At 60.9% G+C, this 19,562-nt stretch carries 22 protein-coding genes, 3 tRNA genes and 2 pseudogenes; 13 read left to right on the top strand and 14 right to left on the bottom strand.

Annotation, left to right across the window (positions count from 1 at the left end; translation table 11 throughout):
• Nucleotides 1-176: 176 nt before the first annotated feature.
• Together NKJ26_RS21970 and NKJ26_RS21965 are read right to left on the bottom strand one after the other, a co-directional pair.
• The gene (locus tag NKJ26_RS21970; RefSeq protein ID WP_352697079.1) at nt 177-473 is read right to left on the bottom strand and encodes a helix-turn-helix domain-containing protein; all 297 of its coding nucleotides are present in this window, start codon (nt 471-473) and stop codon (nt 177-179) included.
• Nucleotides 455-726: pseudogene (locus tag NKJ26_RS21965) on the bottom strand (type II toxin-antitoxin system RelE/ParE family toxin). Before NKJ26_RS21965 ends, NKJ26_RS21970 begins: the two are co-directional and overlap by 19 nt.
• An 84-nt stretch (nt 727-810) precedes the next feature.
• On the opposite strand from NKJ26_RS21965, the pseudogene NKJ26_RS21960 reads away from it, so the two are divergent.
• Nucleotides 811-1,359 (top strand): annotated as a pseudogene (locus tag NKJ26_RS21960) (aromatic-ring hydroxylase C-terminal domain-containing protein); the annotation flags it as partial.
• A 223-nt stretch (nt 1,360-1,582) separates the two neighbouring features.
• On the opposite strand, the gene NKJ26_RS21955 reads toward NKJ26_RS21960, so the two are convergent.
• The 5 genes from NKJ26_RS21955 to NKJ26_RS21935 form a co-directional block, all read right to left on the bottom strand.
• Nucleotides 1,583-2,293 carry a PopZ family protein gene (locus tag NKJ26_RS21955; RefSeq protein ID WP_352697077.1) on the bottom strand — a complete coding sequence of 237 codons (711 nt, stop codon included), beginning with the start codon at nt 2,291-2,293 and terminating at the stop codon, nt 1,583-1,585.
• Nucleotides 2,294-2,509: 216 nt separating this feature from the next.
• Complete coding sequence (locus NKJ26_RS21950) at nt 2,510-3,895, bottom strand: TolC family outer membrane protein (RefSeq protein WP_352697075.1); 1,386 nt, start codon at nt 3,893-3,895, stop codon at nt 2,510-2,512.
• A gap of 176 nt (nt 3,896-4,071) precedes the next feature.
• Nucleotides 4,072-4,740 (bottom strand): protein-L-isoaspartate O-methyltransferase family protein, encoded by a 669-nt coding sequence (locus NKJ26_RS21945; RefSeq protein ID WP_352697073.1) that lies wholly within the window; start codon nt 4,738-4,740, stop codon nt 4,072-4,074.
• An 88-nt stretch (nt 4,741-4,828) separates the two neighbouring features.
• Nucleotides 4,829-4,902: transfer RNA gene (locus tag NKJ26_RS21940), tRNA-Cys, on the bottom strand.
• Between the two features lie 138 nt (nt 4,903-5,040).
• Nucleotides 5,041-5,301, bottom strand: coding sequence for a PGPGW domain-containing protein (locus NKJ26_RS21935; RefSeq protein ID WP_027024869.1), 261 nt, complete (start codon nt 5,299-5,301; stop codon nt 5,041-5,043).
• A gap of 220 nt (nt 5,302-5,521) precedes the next feature.
• Here NKJ26_RS21935 and NKJ26_RS21930 point away from each other — a divergent pair.
• Both NKJ26_RS21930 and NKJ26_RS21925 read left to right on the top strand, forming a co-directional pair.
• Nucleotides 5,522-5,596: transfer RNA gene (locus NKJ26_RS21930), tRNA-Asn, on the top strand.
• Between the two features lie 142 nt (nt 5,597-5,738).
• Nucleotides 5,739-6,095: a hypothetical protein gene (locus NKJ26_RS21925; RefSeq protein WP_352697071.1), complete on the top strand. Its 357-nt coding sequence runs from the start codon at nt 5,739-5,741 to the stop codon at nt 6,093-6,095.
• Nucleotides 6,096-6,143: 48 nt separating this feature from the next.
• On the opposite strand, the gene NKJ26_RS21920 is transcribed toward NKJ26_RS21925, so the two are convergent.
• Together NKJ26_RS21920 and NKJ26_RS21915 are read right to left on the bottom strand one after the other, a co-directional pair.
• Nucleotides 6,144-6,494 (bottom strand): hypothetical protein, encoded by a 351-nt coding sequence (locus NKJ26_RS21920; protein WP_352697069.1) that lies wholly within the window; start codon nt 6,492-6,494, stop codon nt 6,144-6,146.
• A gap of 98 nt (nt 6,495-6,592) precedes the next feature.
• The gene (locus NKJ26_RS21915; RefSeq protein ID WP_352697067.1) at nt 6,593-6,892 is read right to left on the bottom strand and encodes a hypothetical protein; all 300 of its coding nucleotides are present in this window, start codon (nt 6,890-6,892) and stop codon (nt 6,593-6,595) included.
• A gap of 207 nt (nt 6,893-7,099) precedes the next feature.
• Between NKJ26_RS21915 and NKJ26_RS21910 the strand changes: the two genes are divergently transcribed.
• A complete protein-coding gene (locus NKJ26_RS21910; protein ID WP_502903169.1) occupies nt 7,100-7,402 on the top strand; it encodes a transposase domain-containing protein in 303 nt (100 codons plus the stop codon).
• A gap of 47 nt (nt 7,403-7,449) precedes the next feature.
• On the opposite strand, the gene NKJ26_RS21905 is transcribed toward NKJ26_RS21910, so the two are convergent.
• Together NKJ26_RS21905 and NKJ26_RS21900 are read right to left on the bottom strand one after the other, a co-directional pair.
• Nucleotides 7,450-7,704: a hypothetical protein gene (locus tag NKJ26_RS21905; protein WP_352697066.1), complete on the bottom strand. Its 255-nt coding sequence runs from the start codon at nt 7,702-7,704 to the stop codon at nt 7,450-7,452.
• Nucleotides 7,705-7,938: 234 nt separating this feature from the next.
• The gene (locus NKJ26_RS21900) at nt 7,939-8,502 is read right to left on the bottom strand and encodes a TetR/AcrR family transcriptional regulator (RefSeq protein ID WP_352697064.1); all 564 of its coding nucleotides are present in this window, start codon (nt 8,500-8,502) and stop codon (nt 7,939-7,941) included.
• A gap of 104 nt (nt 8,503-8,606) precedes the next feature.
• On the opposite strand from NKJ26_RS21900, the gene NKJ26_RS21895 reads away from it, so the two are divergent.
• The 9 genes from NKJ26_RS21895 to NKJ26_RS21855 all read left to right on the top strand — a co-directional run bounded on the left by NKJ26_RS21895 (nt 8,607) and on the right by NKJ26_RS21855 (nt 16,537).
• A complete protein-coding gene (locus NKJ26_RS21895) occupies nt 8,607-9,395 on the top strand; it encodes an SDR family NAD(P)-dependent oxidoreductase (protein ID WP_352598043.1) in 789 nt (262 codons plus the stop codon).
• A 59-nt stretch (nt 9,396-9,454) separates the two neighbouring features.
• Nucleotides 9,455-10,549 (top strand): alkene reductase, encoded by a 1,095-nt coding sequence (locus tag NKJ26_RS21890; RefSeq protein WP_352697063.1) that lies wholly within the window; start codon nt 9,455-9,457, stop codon nt 10,547-10,549.
• A 336-nt stretch (nt 10,550-10,885) separates the two neighbouring features.
• A tRNA-Gly gene (locus NKJ26_RS21885) sits at nt 10,886-10,959 on the top strand.
• 398 nt (nt 10,960-11,357) lie between these two features.
• The gene (gene coxB / locus NKJ26_RS21880) at nt 11,358-12,242 is read left to right on the top strand and encodes a cytochrome c oxidase subunit II (RefSeq protein WP_352697062.1); all 885 of its coding nucleotides are present in this window, start codon (nt 11,358-11,360) and stop codon (nt 12,240-12,242) included.
• A gap of 21 nt (nt 12,243-12,263) precedes the next feature.
• Nucleotides 12,264-14,033: a cytochrome c oxidase subunit I gene (gene ctaD, locus NKJ26_RS21875; protein ID WP_352697060.1), complete on the top strand. Its 1,770-nt coding sequence runs from the start codon at nt 12,264-12,266 to the stop codon at nt 14,031-14,033.
• Nucleotides 14,030-14,734: a cytochrome c oxidase subunit 3 gene (locus NKJ26_RS21870; protein WP_352697058.1), complete on the top strand. Its 705-nt coding sequence runs from the start codon at nt 14,030-14,032 to the stop codon at nt 14,732-14,734. Before ctaD ends, NKJ26_RS21870 begins: the two co-directional genes overlap by 4 nt.
• A 13-nt stretch (nt 14,735-14,747) precedes the next feature.
• Complete coding sequence (locus tag NKJ26_RS21865; RefSeq protein WP_352598039.1) at nt 14,748-15,470, top strand: heme-copper oxidase subunit III family protein; 723 nt, start codon at nt 14,748-14,750, stop codon at nt 15,468-15,470.
• A gap of 9 nt (nt 15,471-15,479) precedes the next feature.
• Nucleotides 15,480-15,875, top strand: coding sequence for a cytochrome C oxidase subunit IV family protein (locus tag NKJ26_RS21860; RefSeq protein ID WP_352697056.1), 396 nt, complete (start codon nt 15,480-15,482; stop codon nt 15,873-15,875).
• A gap of 188 nt (nt 15,876-16,063) precedes the next feature.
• On the top strand, nt 16,064-16,537 hold the full coding sequence (locus NKJ26_RS21855) for an aminoacyl-tRNA deacylase (RefSeq protein ID WP_352697118.1): 474 nt from the start codon (nt 16,064-16,066) through the stop codon (nt 16,535-16,537).
• A 60-nt stretch (nt 16,538-16,597) separates the two neighbouring features.
• Here the strand turns inward: NKJ26_RS21855 and NKJ26_RS21850 are convergent, their stop codons facing one another.
• The 3 genes from NKJ26_RS21850 to NKJ26_RS21840 all read right to left on the bottom strand — a co-directional run bounded on the left by NKJ26_RS21850 (nt 16,598) and on the right by NKJ26_RS21840 (nt 19,339).
• Nucleotides 16,598-17,419: a DUF2189 domain-containing protein gene (locus NKJ26_RS21850; RefSeq protein ID WP_352697054.1), complete on the bottom strand. Its 822-nt coding sequence runs from the start codon at nt 17,417-17,419 to the stop codon at nt 16,598-16,600.
• A 489-nt stretch (nt 17,420-17,908) separates the two neighbouring features.
• The gene (locus NKJ26_RS21845) at nt 17,909-18,844 is read right to left on the bottom strand and encodes a heme o synthase (RefSeq protein WP_352697053.1); all 936 of its coding nucleotides are present in this window, start codon (nt 18,842-18,844) and stop codon (nt 17,909-17,911) included.
• Nucleotides 18,845-18,958: 114 nt separating this feature from the next.
• On the bottom strand, nt 18,959-19,339 hold the full coding sequence (locus NKJ26_RS21840; RefSeq protein WP_352598034.1) for a c-type cytochrome: 381 nt from the start codon (nt 19,337-19,339) through the stop codon (nt 18,959-18,961).
• Between the last annotated feature and the right edge of the window lie 223 nt (nt 19,340-19,562).

Genomic DNA, 19,562 nt, shown 5'->3' with positions numbered 1-19,562 from the left:
GGGTGCCAGCGGGCACCGTGCTTGACCGCCAGGCGATACGTTGCTCCACGCCTCCATTGATCGCACAATTCGAACGAGCGTCCGCTTCGAAGATGTTGTTGAGATCAGGAACGTCCAAACGTGGAAGCGGAACGGGTGTGTCGCAAAACTCCCGATTTTCGCGAAACATCTCGTGACTACGCTGCCTGTTTTACCCGGATTTCTATCTCGAGGTGCGCGGAGGCGGCGATGTTGACGAGCGCGTCAAGCGAGAATTTGGCGAGCTTGCCGCGCAGCAGATCATTGGTGCGGGGGCGCGTCAGGCCGAGCCGCTTGGCGGCATCCTCCTGGGGAATGTCCCAACGCTGGACCACCTTACGGATTTCGTAGAGCAGCGCCGAGCGCGCTTTAAGGTTTGCTGCCTCTTGTTCCGTATCCGCCAGGGCATCCCAGACGTTCTCATAGATTTCTACGTTCATCGTTCTGCCTTCCATCGCTTCAGCCGTTGTGTCGCTAGATCGAGGTCTTTCTTGGATGTGGCCTGTGTCTTCTTCTGAAACGCATGAAGCACCAAAACGCGGTCATCTAGTGTCGCCAGATAGATGACGCGAAATGCTCCCGATGCTTCCCGAACCCTGATTTCCCTGACACCGGTCCGACGGTCTGCATAGGTTTCCAGTCGTCGGGATCGTCGCCGCGCTGGACAAGTTCGAGCTGCCAGCCACATGGCTCGTACTGTATCGATATTGATACACGCTGGCTAGAGAGAAAGTCAATCGCGAACCTTAGGAATAGTGCGACACCTCAGGATGCGCTGGGGTCCTCTGGCTTTTGGAATGGAAACTCGCCGCCGTGCTCGGCGGTGCGGAGGATTGGCTGCTCGACACCTATGAGCAGGAACGGCGTCCAGTCGCGGAATCGGTTCTCGGCCTTTCGACCCGGCTGCTCGACGCCCAGAAACAGGGTGGGATGCGCGGCCGCGAGGTGCGCCAGCTCGATATCGGCTATCCGGACTCGCCGCTCTCCAGGGAGCTGGCCGAACGCGGCGGCGGCCTGCGTGCGGGGGACCGCGCGCCGGATGCCCCAATCAGGGGCGCGGCGGGCCAACCATGGCGACTGTTCCAACTGCTCCAGGGACCGCATTGGACGCTGCTTGTTCAGGAAGCCGGCAGAGAGACGGTTGGGCCACGCCAGGGGCTGCATGTCCACCACATCGGCCCGCAAGGCGTCATCGACGCCTGGGGACACCTTCGCGATGCTTATGCGCTGGCACCGGGCGAGTGTGTGCTGATCCGGCCGGACGGGTATGTCGGTGCGATCGCGATCCTTGGTGCAGACCGAACCGCGAAGCTCGAAATCTATTTGAGCCGCATGGCGTAGTCCAACCCGAAGAAGAACCGAAATAAGCGTCGAGAGGTGTTGGAAGAATGTGGCTGGCGCGTCGGACAGGCTCGACTGGCGGTTGATGCTGAGCGGAGTGATCGTGGCAATCGCCATCATCGGAGCTAGCCTTCCTCGCCATGCCGGCCCCGAGATTACCGTGCCTGCGCCGCCAGGGTGACGGCGCAACCGGGTCCAACTGGCTACCTAAGGGATCCGGAAATCATTGCGCTCCGCGCGCCACGCGCTCGATCTCCTCGCGCACCAGTCTTTCGACTAGCGTCGGCAGATTGTTGTCCAGCCAGTCCTGCAGCATCGGCCTCAGCATCTCTTCGGCCATCTCGTCGAACGTCTTCTTGCCGCGGCTGGCAAAGGCGTCGGAAAGCTCGCCGAAAGCCGCGGCCACCTGGCGGCCCGTGTGCTCGGAAAGAATTGCCGGGCGAACAGCCGGGCCGTCGCTTGCCGCCGGTCGCCCAAGATCGTCACCCGACGAAGGCCGCTCGAACGCAGGCTCCGCCACCGGCTCGTGGACCGACGCCTCGGGCTGGGCGGCCGGCTTGCGGATGCCCGGTATTGCTTTCGCCTGCTCGCCGACCGCCGCGATCTCGCGCCGCCAATCGGCAACGATTTCCTCACTCGTCGCGGCGGAATCAGGCGCCGCCGACGGGTCGATCCCTGCGGCGGGTGCCGGCTCGGCGGCCGGCGGCTCCGCCAGCGCGACCGGCTTCCTGACTTCGGGGGCATGCAACTCGGCACGAAACGCGTCGAAATCGGCGGCTGGAGCCGTGCTCGATGCAGGCTCCAGGTCCTGCCGCAATTCATCGGCGTCGCCCGGCGGCTTGCGGCCGGTGTCGCTGTCCTCGATGATCCTCCTGATGGAAGCCAGTATCTCTTCCATGGAAGGTTCGCGCTGTGCGCTGCTTGCCGTCGCCATCGTCACATCCGCCGCCCTTGTGACCTCTGTGGATTTCCGCTCCGGCGCAGGCCGGATTCGAATCATGGCGACAGCGTAACCGACGGATCGCCGTACGAGAATCCCCAATCTGGGGACATGTGGGATTTCAACAGATTAGGCACGGAACAGAAAGAGCGGAACCGCTTTGAAAAAGTTCCACTCGACCGGGGAAACCGGATTCGGAGCCGGCGGCGTCTAGCGACCGTCCGGCGTGCGCAGGCCGATCCATTTGTCCTTGACGGCGTTGTAGTGCTCTTCGGGCCGGTACTTCGCAACCTGCAACGCAAGCCGGTCGACCGACAGCCGACCCATCGCCGACAGGATGGCATAGCTTGCCACCACCACATCGTGCTCGGAATTGGCCTGGTTGATCTTGGCGGTGATGACGGCGGCCTGCGCGTTGAGCACGTCGAGCGTGGTGCGCTGGCCGACATTGCGCTCTTCGATGACGCCGTTCAGCGCCAACTGCGCGGCGTCGATCACCTGCCTGTTGGCGGCAACGCTCTGCTGCGCGGCGGTGTACTGCGACCATGCCGAGGCGACGGCCTGGCGCACTTGGTCGCGGCTGACGTCGACCTGGATGCGCGCCTCGCCGAGCGATTCCTTGTTTTGCCGCACGACCGCGGAGGTGCGGCCGCCCGAATAGATCGGAATGGTCAGGGTCGCGCCGATATTGGCCGAGGTCGAATCGCCATTGGAACCCGAAATGTCGGGGATGGATTTGCGGTAATTCTCAGAAATACCGGCCGACGCCGACAGTTGCGGCAACAGCGCGCCCTCGGACGACTTCACCGAGAACGCCGCCGCGTCGACCAGATGCTGCGTGGCGAGAATGGCCGGGTGTTCCTTCGAGCCGATCGCTATGGCCGTATCGAGGCTCGACGGCAGCAGCTTGCCCAATGGCGAAGCGGGCCTGAGCTTGCCCGGCTCGTCGCCGACGACCTGATGGTAAAATGCGGCACTGGCTTGCGCCTGCGCGCGGGCGGCGCTGAGCGAGGCCACCGCCGAAGCGCGCGACGCATCGGCCTGGGCAACGTCCGTGCGCGTGCCTTCACCCACCTCGAAGCGCGAACGCGCGGCGCGCGCCTGCTCGGTCAGGAATTGAAGGTTCTGTTCGGTCAGCACCGCGATCTGCCGGTCGCGAATGACGTCCATATAGGCCGTGGCCGCGTTGAGCAGCGTGTTCTCTTCGGTGTTGCGCAGGCTTTCCACCGACGCTTTGACCTGCGATTCGGCGGCCGCCACATTGTTCCTGGTCTGAAAACCGTCGAACAGCGTCTGGTTGATCTGGATGCCGAAATTGGCGGTCGTCAGCTTCGAATTGCCGCCGTCATTTGCCCGGCGGGTGTTCGTATAATCGATGCCGGACGATCCGGCGATCGTCGGGCGCCATCCCGACTTGGCGATCGCCACGCTCTCGTCGGTGACGCGCACGCCGGCCCGGGATGAATTCAGCGAGGAATTGTACTGATAGGCCTTGGCAAGCGCGCCGGAGATGGTTTCGGCCGAGGCCGGGAAGGAAGAAAGCGCGGTCGCGGAAACGAGGACGGCGGCAAAAAGTGACTTGGATAAAGACGGCACGGGTATCCCTCATTCGTTTTCCATGGGAACCGCGCCACGCCAGCTTCTCCTTTGAGCAGCCGGAGCGGCGTTAATATTCCCTGTCGCCTAGCCCAAAGTGCCCCCAGTCTGGGATTCAGCAACGATCGTTCAAGCCCAAGCGACCATGACAAGGCCTTTGCTGCAAGGCAAATCATTCAGAATTCGAAAGCATGCTCACGTTCGAAACCGGGTAGTGGCTTAATTGCCGCATTAAATGCCCGTCTTCCGGTTACAACCCCCCCAGCTTTATAAAAAAGTCGCGCCACGCCTGAATTGCCCTGCCCTTCGACGGCGACGAGTCGGCCGCCTTCGGCAAGCTGGGCAAGCAGCGTCGCCGGGACTTTCTCGACGCTGCCGCCGATGAAGATGACGTCGTAAGGCGCCTTGGCCGCATGGCCCTGCGGCAGCGCGCCCTGAACCACGGTCACATTGCCGCAGCCCAGCGACGAGAGCGCCGAGCTGGCGGTTTCGGCGAGCGCCGAATCGCTTTCCAGCGCCACGACCGACTTCGCCAGCCGCGACAGGATGGCCGAGGCGTAGCCGGTGCCGCAGCCGACATCGAGCGCTGAATCGGCCGGGCTGATCTCGGCCAGTTGCATCAGCTTGGCCAGCGGCGAAGCTTCCATGAGGTAGCGCGCCCCGCCGGCGCCGTCGGCGATGCGGATGTCCTCGTCGATATAGGCGAGGTCGCGCTGGCGTTGGCCGACGAAAATCTCGCGCGGCACGGAAAGCATCGCATCCAGCAGCGGCGCGCTGGTCACGTCGGTGGTGCGAACCTGACCATCGACCATCTTGACGCGAAGCTCGGAGAAATCAGCGCTCATGTCCCAACCAGTCCGCTTGCCGCGCCAAACCGCGGTTCATCTAGATTGGAACGTCTAACTCCGGCGCTGGCGCGCGGGAGCCGGGCATTGGAGGCCTCGCCCGGAATCGAACCGGGGTGCAAGGATTTGCAGTCCTCTGCGTAACCACTCCGCCACGAGGCCTCATTGCTCCCGGCGTTCCACCCGGTTCCAATAGGTTGCGGCGAAAATGCCGTCAAGCGGCCACCGCGCATTCCCCGCGGTTTCCTCTGCATTCGGTCCGATGCCCCGCATCGATCGTTGGGCCGATGAGGCAGAGCGTCAATCCGGCCGGCGCCGCCGCTCCCACCAGACGACGAATCGACGGCGGTGGCGGCGCACCATGGCGAATTCATAGGACAGCACCAGCAACCCGAGCGGAACCATCCAGAAGCCAAGGATCGGCAGGAACCCGAGAATGCCGCCGATGATCAAGATCACGCCGATAGTGATTCTGAGGGCGCGCGAACGCGGCATGGTGAATTGACGCCCGAAGACCGAGATTTTTCGCGCCGGTTCCTGGTTTTCGTCTGCTGCCGTCATCTCGAATGGCTGGTCCGTCTGGTGGCTCTGCAATGTTATTCACGAAAGCCGCCACCGCCGTTTCGGTTCCGCGCCTTCGCCAAGACGGCTAATATGAGGACGGACAACTCCGATTGCGAGAAACCGCTGCGCGAAAAAGTCTCGGAAAAATACGAAATGCTTCTTTGCAAAGCCGAAAAGGGTTTGCTATAGGCTGCGCCACTTGCTTCAGAGCCTCTGTTCCCCGGTAGCTCAGTGGTAGAGCAACCGGCTGTTAACCGGTTGGTCGCTGGTTCGAATCCGGCCCGGGGAGCCAAATTTTCAAGCGCTTAGCGTCGAATGCACTTTCCCTCAAAAGCGGGAAGGTCCCCTTTCGGCAACATCTGGGGCAATAACGCCAAGCGAATCGTGCTTTGTTTCGAAATGATGTCTCCGAACACTTGGATCGGGTCTCTACCATGTACAAGCTGCTCGCCCTGCTCGTCGCGGCTCTACCTTCCACCTACACAGCTGGCGCTGGGGAGAGGCAGCCGGTTTCCCGGGTGGTCAAGTCGCTTTTTGAGGAACACCAACCGTTCAACCGTCATGCTGAACAGGTCGAATACCTTAACGCCATCAACCTGGCCTGTGGCATCGACAACGAGCGTACAAAGGAGGATCACCGGCGCGAATTCGCAGCAGCCGAGGCGGAGATTGGCAAGGAAGCCACGCTCGACCAGATGTACCTCGCGGGAATTCGGAACGCCAACTACCTTTTCCCCGCTGGGGCGCACGAAAAGTATTGCTCCGATGCACAAGCAGTGTGGGGCGAATAGTGCGAGTTCAACGCGATTGATTGAAAAGCCCGCCAGCGGCGCCAGGGCCTAGTGGCTCAGCGCATCAGCAAGGGCCTTTTTCAAATCGTCATTTGTTATGGCGCCCGCAGCCTCACAAGATGACATCTTATCAAGTAGCAGCGCTGAGGTCGGGTCTCTGCCCAGCTTCGACCACTCACGCAACACCTGGAGGCAGCGCTCGCGCTCGCCTTGCTTGTTGACGAGCGCTCGCCAGTCCCTGAATTCAGCGGCTTTGCCGTATAACCAGATACCGCTCACCAAGATAATGCAGATGCTGGCCGCGCCAACAAGAACCCTAAGCATTTCCGCCACCCCGTGCCCAACCGGCGAATTATCCCATTTTACGAAGAAGCCCGCCACCGTGAGGCAGCAGGCCATTCTTGGTCGAAAGGTCCAGCACCTTCCGGGCTCAACTCGAGCGAGCCGAAAGGCGCCTGATATCTTCGGCGATCGACAGGAACACCTCGTTCGGACTGTCATAAATCTCCAGTCCCAATCCCAATCCCAATCCCAATCCCAATATATCGCTCACCCCGAAGCTTTACCGTCATGCCTTCGAGGGTATGGGCAGGGATCGCGCAAATGCGCATGCCTATTTCCCATTCCTCGTCGCAAATCGCGTTGAATGCCTCTTCGGCAGCATCCCGCAAGGCCCTGTTCGCGGTTTTCTGTTCTTTGATCTCGTTGCGCCATGCGGCGTAGATGGCCGGCTTGATGTTCTGTGCCATGTCTTTGATCGTCATGGCGTCGAACGCAGTCCTTACGTCTTCCGGCATGTCCGGCTCCTTCCACGCGACCGCATCGCTTGTTGCGAAGGAAGCGCTTGAGCGAATCGCGCGACTCTATGCTGTCGAGGCTTAGGCAAGAGGCAAGCCGGAGCATGAGCGCCTGGCGATCCGCGCCACCTCGAAGCCGCTGCTCGCCGGTCTCTTCTCCTGGATGGAGGCAACGATTTATAAACTCTCGGCACGTTCCGCTACGCAATCAAGCGCCGCATTGCGTTGTCGCGTTTCCTCGATGACGGGCAGCTGGAAGCCGACAACAATATCGCCGAGAATGCGCTCCATGGTATCGCCATTGGGCGCAAGAACTACCTCTTCGCCGGTTCCGATGCTGGTGGCGAACGGGCTGCGGGAATCTACACGCTGATCGGCACGGCAAAGCTCAACGGCGTCAACCCGGAAGCTTGGCTCACGAACATTCTCGCCCGCATTGCAGAGGGACATCCGATTAACCGGATCGATGAACTGCCGCCATGGAGCTGGTCCCTAGGACAACCGGCTTGAATCGTCCGAGCAGCCAAGTCCAGGCGCCTTGAGCTCCCGGTAAAGTGCTACTCTAACGCTACCGTTGGTGACGCTTCTTGCGGCGGCGTCAGAACTGTGATGTCCATTCTGGCGATCTTCGATGCAGCGTTTCCCTGTGAATTGGGAGCTGTGTCGCCCGATTCGGCAATCATCGCCTTGGCGCGATGTCCTACGCTGTCGGCGCTCTTGCCCGGCGCAAATCCTTCGCCTGTTTCTGGCTTGGCGGCTTTCAGTTGAGTTTCCGGTGCCTTCCGATGCTGACTTGCAATAACCGAAACCATCCATCCCTCCTTTGGTGAGAGCATCATGGTATCTGCCATGGCTGTTGCGGGACTGACCAGATTGTACCTTAGACATGGTGTCCGGTACAAAACCTCACCTATGTCTCAGGCCGCGCATTCTAAGCCATGGCGCGCCAGAACCAGCCGAAGCCCGCACTGCGACGCTGGCCGGGGAACAAACGGCACTGTCGGAAACGACCGCTCTCTGAACTCTGCACAACAAGCCGGTCGAGGCTAACTGGCTGACACTTGGTTGATACCGGCATCAACCCAGGCACGCGTCTGTTCCAGCACTTCATCGGAAAACGCTGGGTCGTCGATCGCCCGGGCGAGGATCACTGCCCCCACCATTGCTGCCCAGCTTCCGATCGCCGCGCGACGTCTGTCTGCCGGATCCAACTCCGGAAGCGCCTTGCCAATACGGTCGATCTGCGACCGAAGGCCTTCCGTCATGGCCGAGCGAGCAGCCGGGGTCTGATGGCGGATGGCCGCGGCAAGGCCCGCCGTCGGGCAACCACCCGCGGCATTGTCGCGATGGCGGGGCGAAAGATAGGAACCTACATAAGCGCGAAAATCGCCCCCCCCGCCTGAGTCCGCGGCGAGGACGTAAGCAAGGGTCTGCGCGATCAGGTCGTCCTTCGAACTGAAATGGCCATAGAAGCCGCCGTGGGTGAGCCCGGCGGCTTTCATTACCTCCGCCACGCTGACCGCGTCGAACCCCTTATCGCGAAACAGCCGGCTGGCCGCATCCAATATCCGGTGACGGTTCTCCGCCATCTGCTCTCGACTCACCTTCATTTTAAAATTCTCCGCCCGTTGACATTTACATGATGCCCATCATATTTAGCGTCAATCATGATGACCGTCATGAATATAGGTCCCACCAGAAAAGAGAGCAACCCATGGCCACCATTTCGTCAGTCCTCATCACCGGCGCCTCCACCGGCATTGGAGCCGCCTATGCCGAGCGCTTCGCGCGCCGGGGGCACGACCTCGTGCTTGTTGCCCGTGATACGGCACGGATGGAGGCACTGGGGGCGCGTCTGCGTCTGGAAAACGGCGTGGCGATCGACATCATCCAGGCTGATCTTACGCAGCCTGCCGAGCTTGCAACGGTAGAAACGAGGCTGCGCGATGACGCCCGCATCGGGATCCTCGTCAACAATGCCGGAACGGCCATCGGCGGAAGCTTCATCGAGCAGAGCACCGATGACGTCGCGCGGCTTGTTGCGCTCAACACGACCGCACTTCTGCGGCTTGCCAGCGCCATGGCCCCGCGTCTTGCGAAGGCCGGCGAAGGGGCGATCGTCAACATCGGCTCCGTGGTCGGCCTGGCGCCGGAGTTCGGCATGACGGTCTACGGCGCAACCAAAGCCTTCGTGCTGTTTCTGTCGCAGGGGCTCAGCCTCGAGCTCGCGCCGAAGGGTGTCTACGTCCAGGCCGTGCTTCCCGCCACGACGCGAACGGAGATCTGGGAACACGTCGGTGCCGACATCAACACGCTTTCCAACGTGATGGAGGTGGACGATCTGGTTGATGCGGCGCTGGTCGGCTTCGACCGCCGCGAACCGGTGACCATCCCGCCGCTTCCCGATGCCGGGCAGTGGGACGCGCTTCAGGCCGCGCGCCAGGCCATGCTTCCGAACTATGGGAACGAACATCCCGCCGAGCGGTACCGCACAGCCGCCTAGTACCAACGAAGCCATTTTAATAGATGACCCGCCGCGGCGGGGACAAACAAAGGTGACCTGTGACGAGCAAAACGCTATTTGAGCCCTATACTCTCGGCTCGCTGACCCTCTCCAATCGTATCGTCATGGCGCCCCTGACGCGCAATCGCGCTGGCCCGGGCTTCGTTCCAGGCGATCTCGCCGCGGAGTATTACGGCCAGCGCGCATCGGCCGGCCTGCTGATTTCCGAAGCCACGCAAATCTCGCAGCAGGGACAGGGCTACCAGGACACACCCGGCATCTACACTCAGGCTCAGATCGACGGCTGGCGCAAGGTCACGGCAGCCGTGCACGCCAAGGGCGGGCGGATCTTCCTGCAGCTCTGGCATGTCGGCCGCGTCTCGCATGTCGACCTGCAGGAGCATGGCGCCGCGCCCGTTGCACCCTCGGCAATCCAGGCCGCGACCAAGACGTTCGTGAACAACGGCTTTGTCGAAGTTTCGGAGCCCCGTGCGGTGGCGCTCGACGAGCTTGCGGGGATCGTCAATGATTTCCGGCAAGCAGCAGCGAACGCCATTGAGGCCGGCTTCGATGGCGTCGAGATTCACGGCGCCAACGGCTATCTGCTGGACCAGTTCGCCAAGGACGGTGCCAATGTCCGGACGGATGCTTATGGCGGATCGGTCGGGAACCGCGCCCGGCTGATGCTGGAGGTTACCGCTGCGGTGATCGAGGAGATCGGTGCCGAGCGCACCGGCATCCGGATTTCGCCCGTCTCGCCCGCCAACGGCGTCTCGAGCAGCGCCCCCCAGGCGCAGTTCGACTATATCGTCGATCAACTCGACGCCTTGGGCATCGTCTATATCCATGTCGTCGAGGGCGCCACGGGCGGATCGCGCGATGTCGCGCCGTTCGACTTCGGATCGCTCCGCCGGCGCTTGAACAATACCTATATCGCCAATAACGGCTATGACCTCGAACTCGCGGCATCGCAGGTCGCCGAGGACAAGGCCGATCTGTTCGCGTTCGGTCGGCCTTTCATCGCCAATCCCGACCTGGTGGATAGGCTGAAGACCAGCGCGCCGCTGGCGGAGTTCAACCCAGCGACCCTCTATGGCGGTGGATCCGCCGGCTATACCGACTATCCCACCCTCGCAGCCGCAGGTCGCCCCTGACGCTTCGGGGCCGCGCGCAGGCGTGGCCCCGACCGATACGCACGCCTACATTTTCAAATACTTAACTACCGACGCCGCGAAGCCGGATTCCGCCCCAGATACACAATGGGTACGCGCGGCACCTGCAATCCGTTCTCTCCGCCAAACTTTGATTCCCTTGCTGGCGGGGCGTGCAAGCGCGGCTCTTTCCAATTCCTAGAACCAGCAACCTCCCAACGTGTGCCACGGCTGGCGAAGCGCCGGATCATCGCGGCTTGGCCTACTGCCAATGCATGTGCCGGCTACCCCCAATCTCCAAATTGATCAAACGCCTTGTTCCTTTAGCCTGCGAAGTCAGCGCTCGTAGCTCAAATTAGGACAGAGCGGGACCTCCCGGGCAGATGCAGGTTCGAACCCTGCCGAGTGCGCCAAAGGCTCCCAAAGCCCCTGCCGTGAGCATTCACAGCGGCCGCAAACGGAAGCGGTTGCCTTTTTTCGGCATGAGGAGGTCCGGGCCGTCTTCATGCTAATCTGCTCGGACGCTTCCATCGGACGCTTCAACAGATCGCCTGCGTAAGTCGGTGCCTCCCATGGGAGGCATCGAGCCAGCATCGCCGCGCATGACCACATCATCGTCGGCGAAAATGCCACTCCAGCATGAAAGGCTGATCCAGGAATGGTCGTTCTCCACGGCCCGCGGTGGAAAAAGGCGGCATTTTTCCCGTCAGGATAGTCGGCTCTGGAATTTCGACCGAAAAAAGAGCTATGATGACATTGGCATTCGCCGGGACAGCTTCGCGCGCCCTATAATGCCGGGAGGAAGCGGGACATGGCCGTTGCGCTTGTACTCGTTCTGATAGTCGTGGGCTCGGTGTTGTTCCACTTCCTGAGCCCATGGTGGTGGACGCCGATTGCCTCGAACTGGGACTATATCGACAACACCATCATCATAACTTTCTGGATCACCGGCGTCGTCTTCGCCGCCGTGGTTTTGTTCATGGCCTATTGCGTCTTCCGCTTCCGTCATCGGGAAGGCAATCAGGCGGCATATGAACCGGAGAACAGGCGGCTCGAATCCTGGCTGACGGTTGTCACCGCGGTCGGTGTCACGGCTTTGCTGGTTCCCGGCCTGTTCGTCTGGAACCGGTTCGTCAACGTTCCAAGTGACGCAACCGTGGTCGAAGTCGTCGGCCAGCAATGGCAATGGAGTTTCCGCCTGCCCGGCAAGGACGGCAAACTCGGCACATCCGATACCCGCGACGTCAAAGCTGAGAATCCGTTGGGCGTGATCACTAGTGATTCCAATGGCCAGGACGATGTCGTGGTCGAAGCGGCCGATCTGCATCTGCCGGTTGGCAAGCCGGTCAAGATGCTGCTTCGCTCGATCGACGTGCTGCATGATTTCTATGTGCCGGAATTCCGCGCCAAGATGGACATGATCCCGGGCTCGGTCACCTACTTCTGGTTCACCCCAACGAAAACCGGGACCTTCCAGGTCCTGTGCGCCGAACTCTGCGGCCAAGGACATCCGATGATGCATGGCGTGGTGATGGTCGACACGCAGGAGGATTATCAGGCGTGGCTCGGCCAGCAACAGACGTTTGCACAGATGTCGGCCCCCCAGCAGACGGGCTCGGCAGGCCAGGCGCCGGACCAAACAACGGCGTCAGGTTCGAAGATTGCAGCAAAGCTCGAAACCGTCGGGTCTCGCTAAAAAGGACACGGAGGTGTTCCTATGGTCGATATTACTCCTGCAGATGCCATCCCGCCGGCCGAAGTCGCGGAAGTCGAACTCTACCATCCGCACAGTTGGTGGACGAAATACGTGTTCTCGCAGGACGCCAAGGTCATTGCCATCCAATATTCGGCAACGGCAACGGCGATCGGCCTTGTGGCGCTGGTGCTGTCCTGGCTGATGCGGCTGCAACTCGGCTTTCCCGGCACCTTCGACTTCATCACGCCTGAAGCCTACTACCAGTTCATCACCATGCACGGCATGATCATGGTGATCTACCTGCTCACCGCCCTCTTCCTTGGCGGCTTCGGCAACTACCTGATCCCGCTGATGGTCGGGGCTCGCGACATGGTCTTTCCCTATGTCAACATGCTGAGCTACTGGATCTACCTGCTTGCCGTGCTGGTTCTGGTGTCGAGCTTCTTTGCGCCCGGCGGACCGACGGGTGCCGGCTGGACGCTTTACCCGCCGCAGGCGATCATGACCGGTACACCAGGGGGCCAGGACTGGGGCATCATCCTGATGCTCGTCTCGCTGATCCTGTTCATCATCGGCTTCACCATGGGCGGCCTGAACTACGTCGTGACGGTGTTGCAGGGCCGCACGCGCGGCATGACGCTGATGCGTCTGCCGCTGACTGTCTGGGGCATCTTCACCGCGACCGTCATGGCGCTGCTCGCCTTCCCCGCGCTATTCGTGGCCTGCGTGATGATGCTGCTTGATCGGGCGCTCGGCACCAGCTTCTTCATGCCGGCGATCGTCGAGATGGGCGAGCAATTGCAGCATAATGGCGGCAGCCCGATCCTGTTTCAGCATCTGTTCTGGTTCTTCGGCCATCCCGAGGTCTACATCGTGGCGCTTCCCGCCTTCGGCATCGTGTCCGACCTGATCAGCACCCATGCGCGCAAGAACATTTTCGGCTATCGCATGATGGTCTGGGCCATCGTCGGCATCGGTGCGCTGAGCTTCGTCGTCTGGGCGCACCACATGTATGTCAGCGGCATGCACCCCTATTTCGGCTTCTTCTTCGCAACCACGACATTGATCATCGCGGTTCCGACCGCCATCAAGGTCTACAATTGGGTGCTGACGCTGTGGCGCGGCGACATCCACCTCACCATCCCGATGCTTTTCGCCCTGGCCTTCATCGTCACCTTCGTCAATGGCGGGTTGACCGGCTTGTTCCTCGGCAATGTCGTGGTCGACGTTCCGCTGTCGGACACGATGTTCGTCGTTGCCCATTTCCACATGGTCATGGGGGTCGCGCCGATCATCGTGATCTTCGGCGCGATCTACCATTGGTATCCGAAGGTCACCGGCCGGATGCTGAACGAGGTGCTGGGCCGGTTCCATTTCTGGGTCACCTTCCTCGGCGCCTACCTGATCTTCTTTCCCATGCACTATCTCGGACTGATGGGCGTGCCCCGGCGTTACAATGAATTGACCGACATGGCGGTGATGACGGAATCGGCCCACCATCTGAACTCTTTCATCAGCATCATGGCGTTCATCGTCGGCTTTGCGCAGATCGTGTTCCTGTTCAACCTGATCTGGAGCATCCGCCATGGCCGGGAGGCTGGCGGAAACCCGTGGCGGGCCACGACGCTCGAATGGCAGACGCCGCAAACACCGCCGCCCCACGGCAATTTCGGCAAGGAACTGCCGATCGTCTATCGCTGGGCCTACGACTACAGCGTACCGGGCGCCAAGGAGGACTTCATTCCGCAAAACGTGCCGGGCTCCTTAGGTCCCTCCAGGGAGCCGGCATGAGCGTCATTCTGGTCTTCATGCTCGTGATCGCCGGTTTTGCCGGATGGTGGCTTTCCCACCAGCGGCTGATGGCCAAGCCATGGCTCGAGCAAGGTATGGCCGGGGATTTCGTTGGCATGGAAGGATCGACGCTGCCGACCGCCAAGATCGGCCTCGGCGTCTTCCTGGCGGTCGTCGGCTGTCTGTTCGCGCTGATCACCAGCGCCTACTTCATGCGCATGGCGTTGTCGGACTGGCAGGCGCTGCCGCTGCCGCGGCTGCTCTGGCTCAACACCGGCGTGCTGGTCTTGAGCAGCATAGCACTGCAATGCGCCGCGGTCGCGGCGCGCAGGGGTCAAATGGACATGGTCAGGCTCGGCCTTGCCACCGCCGGGTTCACGGCGCTCGCTTTCCTGATTGGACAGCTTGTGGCGTGGCGCGAGCTGTCTGCCGATGGCTACTTTCTGGCTTCCAATCCGGCCAACAGTTTCTTCTACCTGCTAACGGGAATGCATGGGCTGCATATACTGGGCGGGCTGGTGGGCCTGGGCAGAACAACCGTCGGCGCCTGGAGCGGGGCGCGGCCGGCGCGGCTTCGCCTCAGCGTCGAGCTGTGCGCCATGTACTGGCATTTCCTGCTTTTCGTCTGGCTTGCCATCTTCGCACTTCTGGCCGGCTGGGCCGCGACTTTCATCGACATTTGCCGAGGGTTGCTAAACTAGGAGGAACGGGCGGATGGCAGAGACGACACTGACCCACATCGGCCGAACGGAGCCGCGGCCCGCAGGCTGGCAAGGCATCGCCGCCGACTGGTCCTCGGATCAGCGGGCGTTCAAGAACGTGTCATGGGGCAAGGCCATGATGTGGATCTTCCTGCTCAGCGACACCTTTATTTTCGGCTGCTTCCTGCTCTCCTACATGACCGCCCGCATCTCCACGCGAGTGCCGTGGCCCAATCCAAGCGAGGTCTTTGCCCTTCGCATCGGCGGCTCTGACATACCGCTGATCCTCATCGCCATCATGACGTTCGTGCTGATCTCGAGCAGCGGAACGATGGCTATGGCGGTCAATTTCGGCTATCGCCGCGACCGCCGCAAAACGGCAATCCTGATGCTTCTGACCGCAGCACTCGGTGCGACCTTTGTCGGCATGCAAGCTTTCGAATGGACCAAGCTGATTACCGAAGGCGTGCGGCCCTGGGGCAATCCCTGGGGCGCTGCCCAGTTCGGGTCGACCTTTTTCATGATCACCGGCTTCCACGGCACGCATGTGACGATCGGGGTGATCTTCCTGATTATCGTGGCCCGAAAGGTGTGGCGTGGAGATTTCGACACTGGGCGGCCCGGCTTCTTTACCAGCCGCAGAGGCCGCTACGAGAACGTCGAAATCATGGGACTCTACTGGCATTTCGTCGACCTGGTCTGGGTGTTCATTTTCGCGTTCTTCTATCTTTGGTGAGAGGCAGAAATGGCTGAAGCAACCGCAAACGGCCTCGGGCAACACGCATTGCACGCCACTCATGATGCGGCGGCCGGCGTCCCCCAGGCGGAGGTTCATCAGGAGCACCCGATCAAGCTCTATCTGGTGGTCTGGGCATGGCTGTTCATTCTCAGCACCTGCTCCTATCTGGTCGACTATTTCGGTCTGCACGGCTATCTCAGATGGTCGCTGATCCTGATCTTCATGATCCTCAAGGCAGGACTTATCGTCGCCATTTTCATGCACATGGCCTGGGAGCGATTGGCGCTGACATACGCAATCATCCTGCCGCCCGTGCTGGTGTTGGTATTCGTGGCGATGATGGTCTTTGAAGCGGATTACACGCTTCTCACCCGGATGGCGTTTTTCGGGGCTGGACCCTGACGCCAGATCCGAGTTCAGACCTTATCGACGGCATCGCCGATCAGGACCCCAACGATACTGCATGCCGTCCGGTGCCCTCCCTTGAAACAATCGACGGTTGGGCCATGTTTATTCGTACCGGAAACGACGGAAGCAGGATGATTGCCGCGTTTTCGCCTGCGTCGCGAACTCAGCAAGGGACGCCCAAAATGACAATCGCAAACAAACTGAAGGACTATATCGACAGGAAAGGGATTTCCTACGACACTGTCGCGCATCATCGCACGGCCACAAGCAGGCAGGCCGCCATAGCGGCGCATGTGCCCGGCAGCATAATGGCCAAATCGGTGCTCGTTCACCACGATCTGGGTTATGCGCTGGCCGTGGTCCCCAGCACGCACAGAATCGAGCTCGGCGCGTTGCAGAGGGTCATGGACAAGAATCTTGGACTCGCCACCGAAGATGAGGTGGTTTCGCTCTTTGGCGATTGCGACACCGGCGCCGTTCCGCCGATCGGCGCGGCCTACGATGTGCCGGTAATCCTCGACGAAAGCCTGGGCGATGCCGCCGACATTTATTTCGAGGGCGGCGACCACAAGACGCTGGTGCATGTCAGCGGCAAGGACTTCCGCAACCTGACTACTGATGCCCACCAGGCCCGCTTCAGCCATCCGGCTTATTAAAGCTGGAAAGGCACTGATCGACCTGCCCGCACCGGTACTCTTGCCGGCGCGGCAGGGCGCTCATCGAGGCGCCAGTACGGCCGCCGACGGCGGTTCCACGACCTTGCGGTAGACATGCCAGGTGGCATGACCGAGGATGGGCAGCACGACCGCCAGCCCCGCGAACACCGGCAGCGAGCCGATGATCAGGGCGACGGCGACAATCATGCCCCATACAGCCATCACGATCGGGTTCGCCAGCACCACGCGCACCGAGGTGTGGATGGCTTCATAAGCGCCGACATCGCGGTCGAGCAACAATGGGAAGGCGACGACGGTCGTGCACAACACGACCACAGCGAAGACGAAGCCGATGGCGTGCCCCAGCACGATCAGCGTCCAGCCGCGCCCGGTGGCGAATATTTCGTTGATGAAGCTAGATATCGATGCCGGCGGCGCCGGGCCGAAGAGATATTGGTAAAATAGCTGCGCGGTCAAAAGCCATGTGATGAAGATTGCCAGCAGCATGATCCCGACCGCCGCGATGGCCGGCAGCGCGGGAGAATTCCTGACCTCGAAAGCGTGCCTCCAGGAGGTGTCAAGTCCGGCTTCCCGTCGCCGGCTGATCTCATAGAGGCCGATCGCGGCGAATGGACCAATTAGCGCAAATCCGGACACGAGCGGAAACAATAATGGCAGCGTGTTATTGCCTGACGTCCAGACAGCAAGCACGACCCCCGCAAGCGGATAGATCAGGCAGAGAAAAACGATGTGCGACGGTTTGACCATGAAATCGTCGACGCCGCGCCTGAGCGCGTCGAAAAGGTCGGAAACACCGATCTTGCGAATTCTGGTATGTTCCAGCGTCTCGCTGGCACCTGCTATGACGTGAAAGCTTGCCATGACCATTCCTCCAGATCGGGTCCGGTAAGGTCGCGGTTTAACGGTGCTGCCGTTCTGCGTGACTGGCCACGCGAAACCGCGACCCGCACCGCAACCAACATACCCTTTTGCAAGAGACTTGTCGCCCTTTGTGGGAAGGACTCCGGCGGTCCGGCTAGCTCCGGTGGTCTTTTTTCGATATTCTCATGGAGCGCCGCGCGCCCTTTCCGGGCGGACAAGGGACGCTGTGCCACGTTGATTGGCGCATGACCCTTTCCAAAGATCGATCCCGATTTTCAGGGTCGTCATGCGCCAGGCCAAAGGTGAAGGTCATGGACGGAAGGACGCTTCTCATACTTGGCCTTGGCATAGTCGCCCTGCTGATCCTGGGATTCTGTGCAATACCATCGTGATGTTCGAGCCGGTCCTGGCGCGCAATGTCTTCAATACAACAATTTAGCGACCCGTCCTCTCGGTCCGTCGGGTATTCCAAGAACAGCGGTCATGCCGTCAACCCTCGACGGACATGAACGCTCGCATTGCAACGGTGTCGGCCAGCAGCATCGCAAAGATCGCGAAAAGATAAAAAATCGAGAAGGCAAACAGCGCCTTTGCAGACTTCATCTCCTGGTCTGGAACGACCAGGACCTTCCAGGCGTGCCAGACGAACCCCGCGCCCAATGCGGCCGAAACAATTCCATAGAACCCGCTCGCGAATCCGAACGCCCAGGGCAGCACGCCGATTGGCGCCAAGAGCAGCGAATAGGCAAGTATCTGTTTTCTGGTCGACGCCTCGCCGGCCACATTCGGCATCATCGGGATTCCGGCAGTTGCGTAGTCACCGACCTTGAACAAAGCGAGCGCCCAGAAATGCGGCGGCGTCCACAGAAAGATGATCAGGAACAGGATGACGCTTTCGATTCCAATCGCGCCAGTCGCGGCCGCCCAGCCGATGACAGGAGGAAGGGCACCCGCCGCGCCGCCGATTACTATGTTCTGCGGCGTCGAGCGCTTCAGCCACATCGTATAGATGACCACGTAGAAGAAAATGGTGAAGGCCAGCAGCGATGCGGCAAGCCAGTCCACCAGCACGCCGAGCGTCATGACCGAAAGCGCGGAAAGCACCAGACCGAAGCTGAGAGCCTCACCCGGCGTGACGCGGCCCGACGGAATCGGCCGCCTGGATGTGCGCGACATCAGCGCGTCGATATCAGCGTCGTACCACATGTTAAGCGCCCCTGCCGCTCCTGCGCCGATCGCGATCGCACTGATTGCAATTACGGCGATGACCGGATTCATCGCGCCTGGCGCCGCCATCAGGCCAACGAAAGCAGTGAATACGGCAAGCGCCATGACCCGCGGTTTCAAAAGCGCGAAGAAATCACCCGCCGTCGCTTCCGAGAGGCGGATGCCGGTATCCTTGAGGCGGCTTTCCCTAGTCGACATCTCAGACCGATGGCAGGCAACTCGGCCCGTGATCCCGAACTGAGAGCGCGCGCGAGCGAAAACAGGAACCGGCTCTTTGCTTACGCTGCCCTTCAGTCCGGCGGAGGAGCCGGGTCACTTGGAGAACGTTTTCAGATAGGCAATGACGTTGGCCACGTCTGCATCGTTCTTGAGGCCGGGAAACGCCATCTTGGTCCCTTTGACCATGGCCTTGGGATCGTGAAGGTAGGTCGTCAGTGTTGGTTCATCCCATTTGACGCCGGATTTGCCGGCCGCAATCATGGCATCGGAATATTTGAAATCCGGATGCGTCCCGGCAGTCCGGCCGATGACGCCGTGCAGCGATGGACCGATCTTGTTCTTATCCTCGTCTGCGATGTGGCAGGCCTTGCATTTGGTGAAGACCTTCTCGCCAGCCGCAGAATCCTGAGCCTGCGATGGGTTGGCAACGAAGGTTGCGACAGATACGACAGCGAAAAACGCGACCAAGCGCATGACTTTTCCTCCCTGATCGTCCTCCCCGTATGGAAATTGCGGCACCTATATACCACGGAATCTGGCCGACAGGTAGAAGAGGTGTGCCTACAAACGTTTAGGTGGTCAGCAGCGGCTCAAGGAGCACCCGCGCGATGACGCTTTCGCATCTTGACGGAGGATGGAGCGTTGTTTCGAGTAGGCGGCAGCACATGGATCGCAGATGTGGAGCGACGATCGCTTG

The sequence above is a fragment of the Mesorhizobium sp. M0152 genome (genome assembly GCF_040322415.1).
Taxonomy (GTDB): Bacteria; Pseudomonadota; Alphaproteobacteria; order Rhizobiales; family Rhizobiaceae; genus Mesorhizobium.
The sequence above is the reverse complement of the archived record's forward strand: the minus strand, read 5'-3'. Positions and strand labels throughout refer to the sequence as shown.

What these genes read in the sequence shown, in the direction of transcription:
- NKJ26_RS21970 (WP_352697079.1), bottom strand. Translation starts at nt 473, where the DNA reads ATGGAAGGCAGAACGATGAACGTAGAAATCTATGAGAACGTCTGGGAT.
- NKJ26_RS21955 (WP_352697077.1), bottom strand. Translation starts at nt 2,293, where the DNA reads ATGGCGACGGCAAGCAGCGCACAGCGCGAACCTTCCATGGAAGAGATA.
- NKJ26_RS21945 (WP_352697073.1), bottom strand. Translation starts at nt 4,740, where the DNA reads ATGAGCGCTGATTTCTCCGAGCTTCGCGTCAAGATGGTCGATGGTCAG.
- NKJ26_RS21935 (WP_027024869.1), bottom strand. Translation starts at nt 5,301, where the DNA reads ATGACGGCAGCAGACGAAAACCAGGAACCGGCGCGAAAAATCTCGGTC.
- NKJ26_RS21925 (WP_352697071.1), top strand. Translation starts at nt 5,739, where the DNA reads ATGTACAAGCTGCTCGCCCTGCTCGTCGCGGCTCTACCTTCCACCTAC.
- NKJ26_RS21920 (WP_352697069.1), bottom strand. Translation starts at nt 6,494, where the DNA reads ATGGCCTGCTGCCTCACGGTGGCGGGCTTCTTCGTAAAATGGGATAAT.
- NKJ26_RS21915 (WP_352697067.1), bottom strand. Translation starts at nt 6,892, where the DNA reads ATGCCGGAAGACGTAAGGACTGCGTTCGACGCCATGACGATCAAAGAC.
- NKJ26_RS21905 (WP_352697066.1), bottom strand. Translation starts at nt 7,704, where the DNA reads ATGGTTTCGGTTATTGCAAGTCAGCATCGGAAGGCACCGGAAACTCAA.
- NKJ26_RS21900 (WP_352697064.1), bottom strand. Translation starts at nt 8,502, where the DNA reads ATGAAGGTGAGTCGAGAGCAGATGGCGGAGAACCGTCACCGGATATTG.
- NKJ26_RS21895 (WP_352598043.1), top strand. Translation starts at nt 8,607, where the DNA reads ATGGCCACCATTTCGTCAGTCCTCATCACCGGCGCCTCCACCGGCATT.
- coxB (WP_352697062.1), top strand. Translation starts at nt 11,358, where the DNA reads ATGGCCGTTGCGCTTGTACTCGTTCTGATAGTCGTGGGCTCGGTGTTG.
- ctaD (WP_352697060.1), top strand. Translation starts at nt 12,264, where the DNA reads ATGGTCGATATTACTCCTGCAGATGCCATCCCGCCGGCCGAAGTCGCG.
- NKJ26_RS21870 (WP_352697058.1), top strand. Translation starts at nt 14,030, where the DNA reads ATGAGCGTCATTCTGGTCTTCATGCTCGTGATCGCCGGTTTTGCCGGA.
- NKJ26_RS21865 (WP_352598039.1), top strand. Translation starts at nt 14,748, where the DNA reads ATGGCAGAGACGACACTGACCCACATCGGCCGAACGGAGCCGCGGCCC.
- NKJ26_RS21860 (WP_352697056.1), top strand. Translation starts at nt 15,480, where the DNA reads ATGGCTGAAGCAACCGCAAACGGCCTCGGGCAACACGCATTGCACGCC.
- NKJ26_RS21855 (WP_352697118.1), top strand. Translation starts at nt 16,064, where the DNA reads ATGACAATCGCAAACAAACTGAAGGACTATATCGACAGGAAAGGGATT.
- NKJ26_RS21850 (WP_352697054.1), bottom strand. Translation starts at nt 17,419, where the DNA reads ATGGCAAGCTTTCACGTCATAGCAGGTGCCAGCGAGACGCTGGAACAT.
- NKJ26_RS21845 (WP_352697053.1), bottom strand. Translation starts at nt 18,844, where the DNA reads ATGTCGACTAGGGAAAGCCGCCTCAAGGATACCGGCATCCGCCTCTCG.
- NKJ26_RS21840 (WP_352598034.1), bottom strand. Translation starts at nt 19,339, where the DNA reads ATGCGCTTGGTCGCGTTTTTCGCTGTCGTATCTGTCGCAACCTTCGTT.